We start from the raw sequence: 14,481 nt of genomic DNA, 5'->3' as shown, positions 1-14,481 counted from the left end.
GCAGAAACCAGCATTACTTTGCTGAGAACTAATCCGCTTAAACCTTATTTTAGTTTATTTATCAGTACGTTGAAGAGAGTATTCAGGTGCTGTTATTTTGCGTAAAAATTCGCCGATGTATCACGGCGCCAGACCGTTGGGTATATTGCCCTATTTTGCGGGATAGCCCAATCCAGTCAGCGCAGTTGTGATTTCATCAAGAATCACCGGATCATCAATGGTTGCGGGCATCTTGTAGTCACGCCCATCGGCAATTGCAGCCATCGTAGCCCGTAGAATTTTACCGGATCGGGTCTTGGGCAGACGATCCACGACACATATAAGTTTGAAGGCAGCCACAGGCCCGATCTGATCGCGCACCAGTTTTATACAGTCAGCCTGCACATCGTCATGGGGTCTTTTGGTGCCTGCGTTCAGACACACAAACCCCATCGGCAATTGCCCTTTCAGCGGATCGCCTACACCTATGACAGCACATTCAGCGACATCAGGATGACCTGCAAGAACCTCCTCCATTCCGCCAGTGGACAAGCGGTGGCCGGCAACATTGATCACATCATCCGTGCGCGCCATGATATAGAGGTATCCGTCCTCATCAATATAACCCGCATCACCCGTCTCGTAATAACCGGGGAACGTGGTCAGATAGCTTTTTACAAACCGCTCTTCCGCATTCCAAAGCGTCGGCAATGTGCCCGGTGGCAAGGGTAGCTTCACCGCAATCGCCCCAAGCTCCCCCGGTTTCATAGGATGACCACCTTCGTCCAAAATACGGACATCATATCCCGGCATAGCCACCGAAGGTGAACCGATTTTAACCGGAAGCTTTTCGATCCCCATGGGGTTTGCTGCGATGGCATAACCTGTCTCGGTCTGCCACCAGTGATCGATAACCGGGACACCAAGCACATTATGCGCCCACTCAATCGTATCAGGGTCGGCCCTTTCTCCAGCCAGATATAGCGCTTGCAGCGAGGAAATATCATATTCGCCAACCATGTCACCCGCAGGGTCCTGCCGCTTGATCGCGCGGAAAGCGGTTGGGGCGGTGAACAGAATCTTGATGCTGTACTCCTCGATCATACGCCAGAACGTACCTGCATCCGGCGTTCCCACTGGCTTGCCTTCAAAGACCACAGTGGTGTTGCCGTGGATCAACGGCGCATAGCAAATGTAGCTATGGCCCACGACCCAACCGACATCAGACGCCGCCCAATAGACGTCACCAGGCTGGACATCATAAATATTGGACATGGTCCAGTTCAGCGCCACCAGATGCCCTGCTGTGGGGCGCACAACGCCTTTAGGCTGGCCAGTCGTCCCGGAGGTATAAAGGATATAGGCCGGGTGGTCGCCAGAAACGGGCACACACGCGGCGGGTTCTGCCCCATATTGGAAGGCGTGCCAGTCCACATCACGCCCTTCTGTCAGTTGGGCGACTTCCTGATCACGCTGGAAAATAACACAGAAATCCGGTTTATGGGCAGCTTGTTCAATCGCGCCATCCAATAGTGGTTTGTAATGCACCACGCGACCTGGCTCAATCCCGCAAGAGGCTGCGATAATCGCTTTGGGAGTCGCATCGTCAATACGCACTGCTAACTCATGAGCCGCAAACCCACCGAAAACAACCGAGTGGATCGCGCCCAGCCGGGCGCAGGCCAGCATCGCCTCCAACGCCTCGGGAACCATTGGCATATAGATGATGACACGGTCGCCTTTCCCGATCCCTTTGGCCCTGAGTGCGCCAGCCAAAGAGGCCACGCGATCCTTCAGTTCATAATAGCTGATCTTCTGCTTGGTGCCGGTGACAGGGCTGTCATAGATAATCGCGGTGCGGTCGCCATTTCCGGCCTGAACATGGCGATCCACAGCGTTCCAGCAGGTATTGACCTTGGCATCTTTGTACCATTCGTAAAGCGGAGCGGCCTTATCAAACAGCGCTTTGGAGGGGCGTTTATCCCAATCAACCCCATCTGCCGCCCGCATCCAGAAACCTTCGGGGTCTGTCTGCCAAGCTGCATAAACCTCTTTATACCCCATCGAATTCACCTCCCTTAGCCTAAGCAAATTGATAGGCCGGACCCGAAGTAACAACAAGCCTCATCATTGTTGCTTAGATATTCCGAGATTATGAGGGATGGTTCACTAAACCTTTTGGCAGAGCGAAGGTGGTCCCCGTGCGGAGCGCCCAGTTCAGAAAATCACAAAAGTTGCTCTGGCATACCCTCACTGTAGAACAGTCAGGTGCCTTTGACCTTCACGTCACAACTTTGACCCAACGGCAAAAAGTGAGGTAGGCAGCCTTCGGAGGTGTGTGTGGCGCAAATGTTGGGAAAAGAGCCCGATTGCAAAATGCTGCGTGCTGAACGAATGGCAACTTTGAGCCCTTAGTTACTGCTAACCTTATGAAGTTTGTCGCAGCGGTCGGATCGACGGCTCAAACCTAATACCGGGGCCTTACGTCGCCAAACTGGGATACCTACGCCGCAACGCCACCACCAGAAATATGAACCCAACAATAAGGAGAACAAGACCGGGTCCGGCAATAGCCCAGTTGAAAGCGCGTGAATTGCGCTTAATGACCGCGTTGATGCTGTGCATCGAAAAGCCATTTTCTTCAGAAACCGAGGCGCTAAGGCTCCAACTACCACCTGTCATGCAATTCAACAGCTTCGAAGATTGTACTCTGTTAGGAACTTCACCAGGTCGAATCGTCAAGTTTCCAGAGCCAATGGATGAGTTTAAGCGGTCGCCGTCTTCGTCGATAACAGCTTGAAAACTAAGGGCGTCACAGTTTTCGGGGCCACCAATGGTAACCGTTACCAAAGAATGGAATGCAATATCAATCGTCTCCCGGCTCCCAAACATTTCAAAGTTCAGCCGAATCGGAAGGTCGCTTTCGCGAACGTCTATCTGGTAGATTTGCGGTTGTCCGTCGTCAAACAAAGTTGCTTCTGCAACTGTTTCTCCGGCCCAGTATTTGACGTAGGCGAATTCCCCTAAACTCATGAGCGCTCCTACAAGACATACTACAAGCCAGAAAATCACTTTCATCTCTTCGGTCCTTAATATTTCTAAGTCAGTTCGTCGTCTGGCAGAGTTCTAACTGACAGCCTTCAATCTATCATCCAGATTTGTCCGACACTTGCAACGGCAGCTCCTCCCGCTCCGCTGACCTTCACATAGATTCTACGATGACCATCTGGTCTGGGTCACTTAACATTTAGGCCAATACTACCCCGACAGGCCCACGCGGCTGAGTGAAGAAAACCCATCTCATTGCGTCAATGATGCGCGACATTCAACACTCACCCATATTCCGCCACAGGTGTCCCGGCGATAGCAGACATGTTCAGCAATCCGCGCGCGGTGATGGATGGGGTTACGATATGCGCGCGGTTGCCCATGCCCATCAAAATAGGACCGACCTCAAGCCCGCCAGCTTTCATTTTTAGGATGTTGCGCACGCCCGACGCGGCGTCGGTATTGGCGAAGACCAGCACATTGGCGGGGCCCTCAAACCGCGCGTCTGGAAAGATGCGATCACGCAAAGCTTCGTCAAGCGCGGCGTCAGCATGCATTTCGCCCTCGTAGTCGAAATCGCGGGGTCTGGCGTCCAGAATATCCAGTGCGCCGCGCATCCTACGGCCTGTATCGCAATCCAGATTACCGAATTGAGAATGCGAACAGAGCGCCACTTTTGGCGTTACACTAAACCGGCGGACGTGGCGGGCTGCCGCGATGACGGTTTCGGCGATCTGCTCGGGACTGGGTTCAGGGTGCACATGAGTGTCTGCGACGAAAAGTGGCCCATCCGGCAGGATCATCAGGCTAAGCGCCCCGACCGGGTGCAACTCATCTGTGCCAAGGACCTGCGTTATATAGTTGAGATGCCAGAGATATTGGCCAAACGTGCCGCAAATCAGGCTATCGGCTTCCTCGCGATGGACCATAACCGCACCGATAGCCGTCGTGTTTGTGCGCATAATCGCCTTGGCAAGATCCGGTGTTACGCCACGACGGGCCATGATTTGGTGATATGTCGTCCAGTAATCGCGGTAACGCGGGTCATTATTCGGATCGACCAGTTCGAACTCTTTGCCAGGGCGGATCGACAGACCAGCGCGTTTCACTCTGCGCTCTATGACTTCGGGACGGCCGATCAGGATCGGCGTATCCGTTGTATCTTCCAACATGGCATTTGCCGCCCGTAAGACGCGTTCGCTTTCACCTTCAGTAAAGACAATGCGGCGGGGCTTCGTGGCGGCGGCTTCAAACACTGGCCGCATGATGAGGGCAGATTTGAAAACTGAACCATCAAGTTGCTTTTTATAGGCCTGAATATCGTCGAGCGGTCTGCTGGCGACACCGCTTTCCATCGCAGCCTTGGCAACAGCGGTCGCAACGACACCCATAAGACGTGGGTCAAAAGGCTTGGGGATCAGGTAGTCAGGACCAAAGCTCATCTGTTCACCGCGATAGGCAGCGGCGGCCTCGGCGCTTGTTGTGGCACGGGCAAGCGCTGCAATGCCTTCGACGCAGCCAATTTTCATGGCATCGTTGATCTCGGTCGCGCCGACATCCAGCGCACCGCGAAAGATGAAGGGAAAACACAGGACGTTATTCACCTGATTGGGGTAGTCACTGCGCCCTGTGGCAATGATTGCGTCAGGGGCCACTTTACGCACCTCGTCCGGCATGATTTCAGGGGTGGGGTTGGCAAGGGCAAAAATGATAGGTTTGGCATTCATCTTGCCCACCATTTCAGGTTTCAGCACTCCGGGACCGGAAAGGCCTAGAAACATGTCGGCACCATCGATTATCTGATCAAGCGTGCGCAGATCGGACGCTTGGGCGAACTCTTCCTTCTGTGAAGTCATATCAGTTTCGCGGCCCTGATAGACCAGCCCCTCAATATCGCAAAGCCAGACATTTTCGCGCTTCACCCCAAGCTTTAACAACATATTCAGGCAGGCAATCCCGGCAGCACCACCACCGGTAGAGACAATCTTGATATCCTCGAATTTCTTGCCGCTGACACGCAACGCATTGGTTGCAGCGGCGCCAACAACGATCGCGGTGCCGTGTTGGTCATCATGAAATACCGGGATATTCATCCGCTCACGGCACAGCTTTTCAACAATGAAACAATCAGGCGCCTTGATGTCTTCAAGGTTGATCGCACCAAAAGTCGGTTCCATCGCGCAGACAATATCCGCCAGCTTTTCCGGGTCACTTTCGTTCAACTCGATATCGAAGCAGTCTATATTGGCGAATTTCTTGAAGAGAACCGCCTTACCTTCCATCACCGGTTTGGAGGCAAGCCCACCAATATTGCCAAGCCCCAAAACGGCACTGCCATTGGAAACCACAGCCACCAGATTTCCGCGTGCAGTATAGTCGCGGGCCGTAACAGGATCAGCCTTGATCTCAAGACAGGCTTCCGCAACACCAGGAGAATACGCCAACGCCAGATCGCGGCCATTGTCGAGCGGTTTGGTTGCGCGGACCTCCAGCTTGCCGGGTTTGGGGTTGAGATGGTAATTCAAGGCCGCTTTGCGCAGGCTTTTTTGTCGATCTTCTTTCAATTTCCACCCCTCCGAGAAATTAGTTTAGCGTTAAACTAATTATTTATACGTCCAGTTAGCAAGCAAATCCAGATAAGCTTTCATGCTTGCAAACCATCTGATCGCGCAGCACTCTTGCTGTGAAAGAGGACACCCATGTCAGACATACGTGCCGAGATACGCCTGCCAACGCAAGAGCTGCGTGCTGATATCCCGTTTTTCACCCAGAAACTGAAGATGCGTCTGGACATGATTTATCCTGCGGACAACCCCAGTGTGGCCGTGTTTTCAGGGCATGGGCTCCGGATCAGAGTTGAAAAAGATGCCCCCGAGGCACCGGGCACTATACGTATCCTAACAGATGATCCGGACGGTTTCGTAGATGGCGCGCGCGTTCTAACAGCGCCGAATGGCACACGCGTAGAGATTGACCAGCTCAACCCGCCACTGCACCTGCCGAAGACAGAACAAGCGTTTGTTGTACGACGTTTGGCGGATCAGGCCCCGTGGGTTATCGGCCGGGCAGGCATGCAATACCGTGATCTGATCCCGTCACGTCTTGGTGGGTCGATCATTGCCAGCCATATTCGCATTCCCGATGGCGGGCCGGTGCCGGATATGGTGCATTATCATACAGTCGGCTTTCAGTTGATCTTCTGCTATCGCGGCTGGGTTGATCTGGTTTACGAGGATCAGGGGGAACCCTTCCGCCTGCATGCGGGCGATTGTGTTATCCAACCACCAGAGATCCGACATCGCGTGTTGTTTGCGTCTGACAATATCGAGGTGATCGAGATTGGCGTTCCGGCTGAACATATCACAACAATTGACCATGATATGGAGCTGCCAAACAAGGTTGTGAACCCAGACCGGCTTTTTCAGGGACAACGCTTCGTACATCATAAGGCAGAGTCAGCCCAATGGGCACCTTTTCGCGTGGCAGGTTTGGAGTCTCGGGACACAACGATTGCAAAAAATACGCAGAATGTTGCGGGTGTTCATGTGGTCAAACCGACCGCCCCGGCGACAGATTGGATGCGCCATGATGCGGATATCTTGTTTACCTTCGTCATGGATGGCGCGATGGTCTTGGAAGGTGAAGGCAAAGAGCCATGCCAGCTACAGTCAGGGGATGCGTTTGTAATGCCGTCGGGACTGCGGACGAAATATTCGGATATGAGCGATGATCTGGAACTGCTGGAAGTCTCGCTTCCCGGCATTTTTGAAACAACGACTTAAACGAACTGCTCCCGGATCAACCGTTCCTCCAGCCCGTGACCAGGATCGAAAAGAATGCGGTGGGTCACATCCTGCTCGGACGTGATTTCGACAGAGACGACCCGTCCCGCAGGACGGCTATCGGCATCGGCCATGACAGGCCGTTTGCCCGGTTGCAGGACATCGATGCGCACATGGGCCGTTTTCGGCAAGAGCGCCCCCGCCAACGGCGCGGGCGGAACGCTGACATAGCAGTCAACGCCAGCACATCAGAGCCGATAGGCAGAATTGGTCCATGGGCCGAGTAGTTATAGGCCGTAGACCCTGCAGGGGTCGAAACCAATGCACCATCACAAACCAATTCCTCCATCCGTTCGCGCCCATCGACAGCGATCCGCAGCTTTGCAGCCTGCGGGCCGGCCCTTAGCAGAGACACTTCGTTGATGGCCAAGGCTTCATGCACCGATCCATCCTCGCGTATCGCCTTCATACGCAGGGGGTTAATCATCTCTTCCTGTGCTTCGCTGAGGCGTTCGGGCAGTCCTTCCTCATGATATTCGTTCATCAAGAAACCCACAGTGCCGCAATTCATGCCATAAACCGGCGTATCAAGTGCCTGCGTTCCATGCATTGTTTGCAACATGAAGCCATCCCCCCCAAGTGCGACAATTATGTCCGCATCTTCCGGGGTCGCGCCGCCATAGCTTTGTTCCAAAGCTCGTTTCGCATCTTGCGCGATGGGCGTATCCGAAGCCATAAAGGCAATTTTTCGTTTGTCAGGCAAAGGTTAGCCTTTCTGTTTCCGAAAGTCTTTGCCTGTTGTCTATTGAATTACAAGAGACATGATAAGCGACATCGGTCTGTTTCAGCTTGCGATTGGTCTGTTTCAGGCCTTTTGATTTCGCCTAAACAGGATTATGACGGCGTATCGTCTTACCCATTCTCCCAGTTGCAGGAGCATTTTCGATGAACGCACCCCACCGTGATGACGGATTTTTCACAGAACACTTGAAGACCCGCGACGCCGAACTCTTTGGCGCTATAACGTCAGAGCTGGGCCGTCAGCGCGACGAGATCGAGTTGATTGCCTCAGAAAACATCGTCTCGGCCGCCGTGATGGAAGCCCAAGGGTCGGTGATGACCAACAAATACGCCGAAGGATACCCCGGACGGCGTTATTATGGTGGATGCCAATATGTTGATATTGCTGAGACTCTGGCGATTGACCGTGCGAAAACGCTCTTTGACTGTAGTTTTGCAAATGTGCAGCCGAACTCCGGATCTCAGGCCAATCAGGGTGTGTTTACAGCACTTCTGAAACCCGGCGATACCATTCTGGGGATGTCATTGGACGCAGGTGGACATCTGACACATGGCGCAGCCCCCAACCAATCGGGCAAGTGGTTCAATGCAGTGCAATATGGCGTGAGGCGCGACACGCTTGAGCTTGATTACGAACAAGTCGAAGCATTGGCAAAAGAACACAAACCCCAATTGATCATCGCTGGCGGATCGGCCATTCCACGCCAGATCAACTTTGCCAAGATGCGTGAGATCGCGGATATGGTCGGCGCATACCTGCTGGTCGATATGGCCCATTTCGCTGGTTTGGTTGCAGGCGGGCGGCACCCGTCGCCCTTCCCCCATGCGCATGTGGCAACGACGACGACACATAAAACACTGCGCGGTCCTCGTGGTGGCATGATCCTGACGAATGACGAAGCGCTGGCAAAAAAGTTCAACTCTGCCATTTTCCCCGGCATTCAAGGCGGCCCCCTGATGCATGTAATCGCCGGTAAGGCAGTTGCATTTGGCGAGGCATTACGACCAGAATTCAAGGATTACACGGCGCAGGTGATCTCGAACGCGCAGGCATTAGCGGATCAGTTAATGAAGGGCGGTCTGGACATCGTGACTGGTGGCACGGACACCCACGTTTTATTGGTCGATCTGCGCCCCAAAGGCGTGAAAGGCAATGCAACCGAGAAAGCTTTGGGTCGTGCGCACATCACGTGCAACAAAAACGGCATTCCCTTCGATACGGAAAAGCCAATGGTAACAAGCGGCATCCGCTTGGGCTCACCCGCTGGCACCACACGCGGATTTTCAGAGGTCGAGTTCCGCCTGATTGCAGATTACATCGTTGAGGTTGTGGACGGGCTGGCAACCAATGGTGAAGATGGAAATGGCGCTGTTGAAGAAGCCGTGAAAGCCAAGGTGCTGAATTTGTGCGGCAAGTTCCCGATTTACCCTAACCTCTAGACTGGTCGGGTTGGGTCCGGTTTCGTTATTGGACCCACACACTCATAGAAAATAATTTGCGGCAGTCACGCTGATACTCAAGAATTGCGGGCTGCCTCAAAAAACGCTGCTACACCCGTGCTTCTGAACGAGTATGGCGGAATTGGCGCGGGCCAGCACGGACCGCCTTACCAACCATATCGGCATAAATCGCCTCAACCCGTTTCAATGACAACCTGCCATCAGGGCGATACCAGTTGGTCACGCCAGTAAGCATTGCAATAAGGGCCAGCGTCGTCAGTTTGGTGTCCTCAACATCAAATTGCCCCTGGGCTTGCCCAGCCTTCAGAATGCTCTCAAGCGCGTCTTCATAACGGCGGCGCATGACCTCAAGCTTAGTGAAATTTTCTGACGAAAGGTTGCGCAGTTCCATATAGGAAATGAAGACCTCCTGCGGGCGGCCCAGATGAAAGCGTATGTGAAACCTCGCAAACGTATCGAGACGTTTGACCGGATCGTCCGGTTTATTTTCAGCTGCCCATGCCGCGTGAAGCTCTTCCATATGGCTTGTCAGAAGGTCAAACAGCAGGGTCTGCTTGTCCGGTGTATAAAGATAAAGCGCACCGGCTTGCACGCCAACCTCGGCTGCAATCTGGCGCATTGAAACGGCAGCAAAACCATGCGCCGCGAAAAGCCTGAGCGCGGCTTCACGGACTTTCGGGCCAGTAATATCAGAATGAGAACCAGTTTTTCGCGCCATAACGCCAAGTTATCTGAACAGGCGTTCATTTCAAGCCCTTACAGATGACGCGACCTTGCCGATATCATAGACACACCATACTGTGATGCGAACAACAACTGGATGGCACGGCCATGCACATAATGCGCCTCATGATCGGAATATCGCTTGCAGGCTTTCTGACCGCCTGTGGGGATAATCTGCCCAGTGCCAAGGGTACGATCAGTGCCGAGGCGCAGGCGGCCCCTTCCCCACGCTTGTCCCTTTGGCGCCCTTGTTGGCAAATGCAGAGACTGGCGGCATCGAAGACCAGAGCATCGCCCTTAAAGCCCGCGTAGCTAACTTGCGCGCCCGGTCTGCGGCTTTGAGGGGGCGATCCATTATAGATGGGAAAACCCGCCTACGGTTGCTCAAATCGGTGGAAAGCCGACAACGCTAAGCTCTCTCGTTGCACAGGGGGGCGTTCCCCGCTAACAGAACAACGAAAGACAAGTCAGAGCTGACGGAGCATTTGATGACACATCCTCTACGCTTGGGAATTGCAGGTCTGGGCACTGTTGGCATCGGGGTTGTCAAAATTATCCGGCAAAAAGCCGATCTTCTGGCCAAGCGTTCTGGACGGCCTATTGAAATCACGGCAATTTCTGCGCGCACCCGCGCCAAGGATCGGGGAATTTCTTTATCGAAATATGCCTGGGAAGACGACCCGGTTGCATTGGCCGAACGAGATGACATCGATGTTTTTGTCGAGCTTATCGGCGGTAGCGATGGACCGGCCAAAGAAGCGACCGAAGCAGCGATTGCAGCAGGCAAAGATGTCGTGACCGCCAATAAGGCAATGTTGGCTTTACATGGTCAAAGCATTGCCGAAGCTGCAGAGGACAAGGGCGCGGCCCTACGGTTCGAGGCGGCGGTGGCAGGTGGCATACCTGTGGTTAAGGCCCTGACCGAAGGACTTGCGGGTAACGAGATTACCCGGATCATCGGCGTCATGAACGGCACATGCAACTACATCCTGACCCGTATGCAAAGCTCTGGCCTCGCCTATCAAGAGGTTTTTGCCGAAGCCAACGCGCTTGGATATCTCGAAGCGGATCCCAGGCTTGATGTGGACGGGATCGACGCTGGCCACAAACTGAGCCTTCTGTCTGCCATTGCCTTTGGGACGCAAGTTAACTTCGATGGCGTTAGGCTGGAAGGCATTGGGCGCATATCGATTGACGACATTACCCAAGCCGCTGATATGGGCTACCGCATCAAGCTGCTGGGCGTCGCCCAGAAAACCCCACGCGGGTTGGAACAACGCATGACGCCCTGTCTGGTGCCTGCAATATCGCCCCTTGGCCAGTTGGAGGGCGGAACGAATATGGTGATCCTTGAAGGGGATGCTGTCGGGCAGATCGTATTAAGCGGTGCTGGTGCTGGCGAAGGTCCGACCGCAAGCGCGGTTATGTCCGATGTGATTGATCTGGCCAGAGGCATACGCGTACCGACATTTGGCATGCCCGCGACCGAGTTGACGACTGCGCCTGTCGCGCAATCCGCTGTGCCTGCGCCCTACTATCTGCGCTTTACCCTTCAGGACAAACCGGGAGCTCTTGCAAAAGTTGCAACAGCGCTTGGCGATGCAGGGGTATCGATTAACCGGATGCGACAATATGGGCACGATGCGCAAACAGCGCCCGTCTTGATTGTCACGCATACCACGACCCGCGATGCGCTGGATCACGCGCTGGCACAGCTGCCAGCAACCGGCGTTGTCGCAACCGATCCTGTCGCGCTTCGAATCGAAGAGTTGTAATTTATTCGTAAAGGGAACTGCCCGATGACTTCCTCGACTGAAATATTCCAAGACCGTATGCTCTCTCTCGGACTTGCCCGTGTGTCCGAAGCGGCTGCGCTTGCCTCTGCCAAACTGATCGGGCGCGGTGATGAAAAAGCTGCAGATCAGGCCGCCGTAGACGCCATGCGTACACAGCTCAACATGCTCGACATTAACGGCGTCGTCGTTATCGGTGAGGGTGAGCGGGACGAAGCCCCGATGCTTTTCATCGGCGAGGAAGTGGGCACTGGCAAAGGACCCGGCGTGGATATTGCGCTTGACCCGCTGGAAGGCACAACGCTGACGGCAAAGGACATGCCGAACGCGCTGGCGGTCATTGCTATGGGCCCACGCGGATCGATGCTGCATGCCCCTGATGTGTATATGGACAAACTGGCAATTGGACCAGGCTTCCCCGTGGATACGGTCACACTGGATATGACACCATCTGAACGGATTGCAGCGCTTGCCAAGGCGAAGGCATGCAGCATAGACGATATCACCGTCTGTATTCTGGAACGCCCTCGCCATGAGGATTTGATCGCAGAGGTGCGCTCTACCGGTGCAGCAATCCGACTGATCACAGATGGCGACGTGGCAGGCGTCATGCACTGCGCCGAGCCCGAAATTACCGGCATCGACATCTACATGGGGTCCGGCGGCGCGCCTGAAGGCGTGCTGGCAGCTGCTGCACTAAAATGTATGGGCGGGCAGATTTACGGTCGGCTTCTGTTCCGCAACGACGATGAACGCGGTCGCGCGGCAAAGGCGGGGATCACCGATCTGAACAAGATTTATACCCGTGACGAAATGGTGACACAGGATGTGATTTTTGCAGCCACGGGTGTCACGGATGGCTCAATCCTACCGGGGATCAAGCGCGAAGTGGGTTATCTGACCGCAGAAACGATCCTGATGCGCTCTAAAACCGGCTCCGTCCGGCGAATGCGCTATCGCAATCCAACCCGCTGATATGGAAGACGCCCCGGCCTTTCTGGGCGTCGAACGCTCTTTGACCGGACGGCGCTGGATCGGGCTTGATCCGGCGCAAACACGCATGGCTGAGGCGATGACGCAAGTCACTGACCTGCCCCTGCCTGTCTGCAGCACATTGGCACGGCTGGGCATCGCACCCGAGGCGGCACAAGCTTACCTGCAACCAACCCTGAGAGAGCTTTTGCCAGATCCGTCTGTCTTGCGCGATATGGACAAGGCTGCGGCACGGGTCATGAAAGCAGTCGAGACACGGCAACGCATTGCCGTTTTTGCGGATTACGACGTGGATGGCGGCAGTTCTGCCGCGCTATTGATCACTTGGCTGCGGCAAATGGGATTGGGCGCGACGCTTTATGTACCCGACCGCATTGATGAGGGGTACGGGCCCAATATACCTGCCATGTCTGAGCTTGCAGCAACCCATGATCTGATCATCTGCGTTGACTGTGGAACATTGTCTCATGAACCTATTGCAGCAGCCAAAGCGGCGGATGTTATCGTACTAGATCACCACTTGGGCGGCGAGATGTTGCCCCCCGCCCTTGCTGTGGTGAATCCAAACCGTCAGGATGAAGACGGCAATTTAAGCTATCTCTGTGCTGCCGGAGTGGTGTTTCTGCTGCTTGTCGCGGTGAACCGCTTGCTGCGAAACGCGGGCAAGAACGGACCAGATCTGATGAGTTTTCTGGATCTGGTAGCACTTGCCACTGTTGCGGATGTGGCACCTTTAAGAGGTGTGAACAGGGCGCTGGTGCGGCAAGGGTTAAAGGTGATGGCAGCGCGCCAGCGTGTAGGCTTGCGTGCTTTGGCAGATATATCAAGGATGGATAGTGCGCCTACGCCCTATCATCTGGGCTTTCTGCTGGGACCAAGGGTCAACGCGGGTGGTCGTATCGGTGCGGCTGATCTTGGGGCGCGGTTGCTGTCAACCGACGACATCGCCGAAGCTGAGGCGCTGGCCGAACGGCTGGATGTTCTCAACACCGAACGACGCGAGATCGAGGCGCAGGTGCGTGAAGCTGCACTGGAGCAAGCCACCGAACGGGGGTTGGATGCACCACTGGTTTGGGCTGCGGGCGAAGGGTGGCATCCTGGTGTCGTTGGTATCGTTGCGGCTCGGCTCAAAGAAGCTACGAACCGTCCTGCCGTGGTGATCGGACTTGATGGGGAAGAAGGCAAGGGATCAGGACGATCTGTGTCGGGCATCGATCTTGGGGCGCAAATACAACGGCTGGCCTCTGAGGGTCTGTTGTTGAAGGGTGGTGGTCACAAGATGGCCGCCGGGCTGACTGTCGCGCGCGACAAACTGGAACCGGCAATGACGCGCCTAAGCGAGATGATGGCAAAACAGGGCGCAGGCGCCATTGGCCCGTCTGATCTGCGGTTGGATGGCATGATGATGTCTAGCGCAGCAACTATAGAACTGATTGAGAAACTTGACACCGCAGGCCCCTATGGTGCCGGAGCTCCTGCGCCACGCTTTGCATTTCCAGACCAACGTATCTTGTTCACAAAGCCCGTAGGCGACGGGCATCTGAAACTCAGCTTTGGCGATGACGGTCCCACGAAGATCGAGGCGATTGCATTTGGGGCATTTTCTAATGGCCTAGGTCACGCGCTTGAAAGCCATGCTGGCGCGCGATTTCATCTGGCAGGTCGACTTGAGGTCAATACATGGAATGGGCGCCAAACCGCACAGCTAAAGTTAGAGGACGCCGCACCTGCCCATGAGTAGAATAACTTGCATATAGTGTATTTTCCGCTTGCCACGCGCACCTGCTTTCCCTAAATAACGCCGCACTACTCCGGTGCTCCCTTCGTCTATCGGTTAGGACGCCAGGTTTTCAACCTGGAAAGAGGGGTTCGATTCCCTAGGGAGTACCACTTAAATTTTC

9 protein-coding genes, 1 tRNA gene and 1 pseudogene are annotated in these 14,481 nt (G+C 54.7%); 6 read left to right on the top strand and 5 right to left on the bottom strand.

All coding sequences use genetic code 11. The features are described from left to right. Window positions 1-150: 150 nt before the first annotated feature. The 3 genes from ACZ1HF_RS17135 to ACZ1HF_RS17125 all read right to left on the bottom strand — a co-directional run bounded on the left by ACZ1HF_RS17135 (window position 151) and on the right by ACZ1HF_RS17125 (window position 5,591). The gene (locus tag ACZ1HF_RS17135) at window positions 151-2,043 is read right to left on the bottom strand and encodes a propionyl-CoA synthetase (RefSeq protein ID WP_472658644.1); all 1,893 of its coding nucleotides are present in this window, start codon (window positions 2,041-2,043) and stop codon (window positions 151-153) included. Window positions 2,044-2,460: 417 nt separating this feature from the next. Next, window positions 2,461-3,057, bottom strand: coding sequence for a hypothetical protein (locus ACZ1HF_RS17130; RefSeq protein ID WP_472658643.1), 597 nt, complete (start codon window positions 3,055-3,057; stop codon window positions 2,461-2,463). 254 nt (window positions 3,058-3,311) lie between these two features. Then, window positions 3,312-5,591: an NADP-dependent malic enzyme gene (locus tag ACZ1HF_RS17125; protein WP_472658642.1), complete on the bottom strand. Its 2,280-nt coding sequence runs from the start codon at window positions 5,589-5,591 to the stop codon at window positions 3,312-3,314. A 135-nt stretch (window positions 5,592-5,726) separates the two neighbouring features. Here ACZ1HF_RS17125 and ACZ1HF_RS17120 point away from each other — a divergent pair, with 135 nt between their 5' ends. Beyond that, window positions 5,727-6,809, top strand: a complete 1,083-nt coding sequence (locus ACZ1HF_RS17120; protein ID WP_472658641.1) for a cupin domain-containing protein — start codon at window positions 5,727-5,729, stop codon at window positions 6,807-6,809. Here the strand turns inward: ACZ1HF_RS17120 and ACZ1HF_RS17115 are convergent. Beyond that, window positions 6,806-7,545, bottom strand: a pseudogene (locus tag ACZ1HF_RS17115) (NAD kinase). The gene ACZ1HF_RS17120 and the pseudogene ACZ1HF_RS17115 sit on opposite strands and share 4 nt — an antisense overlap. A 209-nt stretch (window positions 7,546-7,754) precedes the next feature. Here ACZ1HF_RS17115 and glyA point away from each other — a divergent pair. Continuing rightward, entirely contained in the window at window positions 7,755-9,050 is a 1,296-nt protein-coding gene (gene glyA, locus ACZ1HF_RS17110; RefSeq protein ID WP_472658640.1) for a serine hydroxymethyltransferase, read from the top strand. A gap of 109 nt (window positions 9,051-9,159) precedes the next feature. On the opposite strand, the gene ACZ1HF_RS17105 is transcribed toward glyA, so the two are convergent. Further along, entirely contained in the window at window positions 9,160-9,789 is a 630-nt protein-coding gene (locus ACZ1HF_RS17105; protein WP_472658639.1) for a TetR/AcrR family transcriptional regulator, read from the bottom strand. A 493-nt stretch (window positions 9,790-10,282) separates the two neighbouring features. On the opposite strand from ACZ1HF_RS17105, the gene ACZ1HF_RS17100 reads away from it, so the two are divergent. The 4 genes from ACZ1HF_RS17100 (at window position 10,283) to ACZ1HF_RS17085 (ending at window position 14,470) form a co-directional block, all read left to right on the top strand. Further along, on the top strand, window positions 10,283-11,569 hold the full coding sequence (locus tag ACZ1HF_RS17100) for a homoserine dehydrogenase (protein WP_472658638.1): 1,287 nt from the start codon (window positions 10,283-10,285) through the stop codon (window positions 11,567-11,569). Window positions 11,570-11,593: 24 nt separating this feature from the next. Next, the gene (gene glpX, locus ACZ1HF_RS17095; protein ID WP_472658637.1) at window positions 11,594-12,562 is read left to right on the top strand and encodes a class II fructose-bisphosphatase; all 969 of its coding nucleotides are present in this window, start codon (window positions 11,594-11,596) and stop codon (window positions 12,560-12,562) included. A gap of 1 nt (window position 12,563) precedes the next feature. Next, the gene (gene recJ, locus ACZ1HF_RS17090) at window positions 12,564-14,321 is read left to right on the top strand and encodes a single-stranded-DNA-specific exonuclease RecJ (RefSeq protein WP_472658636.1); all 1,758 of its coding nucleotides are present in this window, start codon (window positions 12,564-12,566) and stop codon (window positions 14,319-14,321) included. 75 nt (window positions 14,322-14,396) lie between these two features. After that, window positions 14,397-14,470: transfer RNA gene (locus ACZ1HF_RS17085), tRNA-Glu, on the top strand. Window positions 14,471-14,481: the final 11 nt, after the last annotated feature.

It is taken from the genome of Litoreibacter sp. GN1-5 (genome assembly GCF_055693805.1).
Note: the sequence above shows the minus strand (reverse complement) of the source record. Positions and strands in the feature narration are given on the sequence as shown.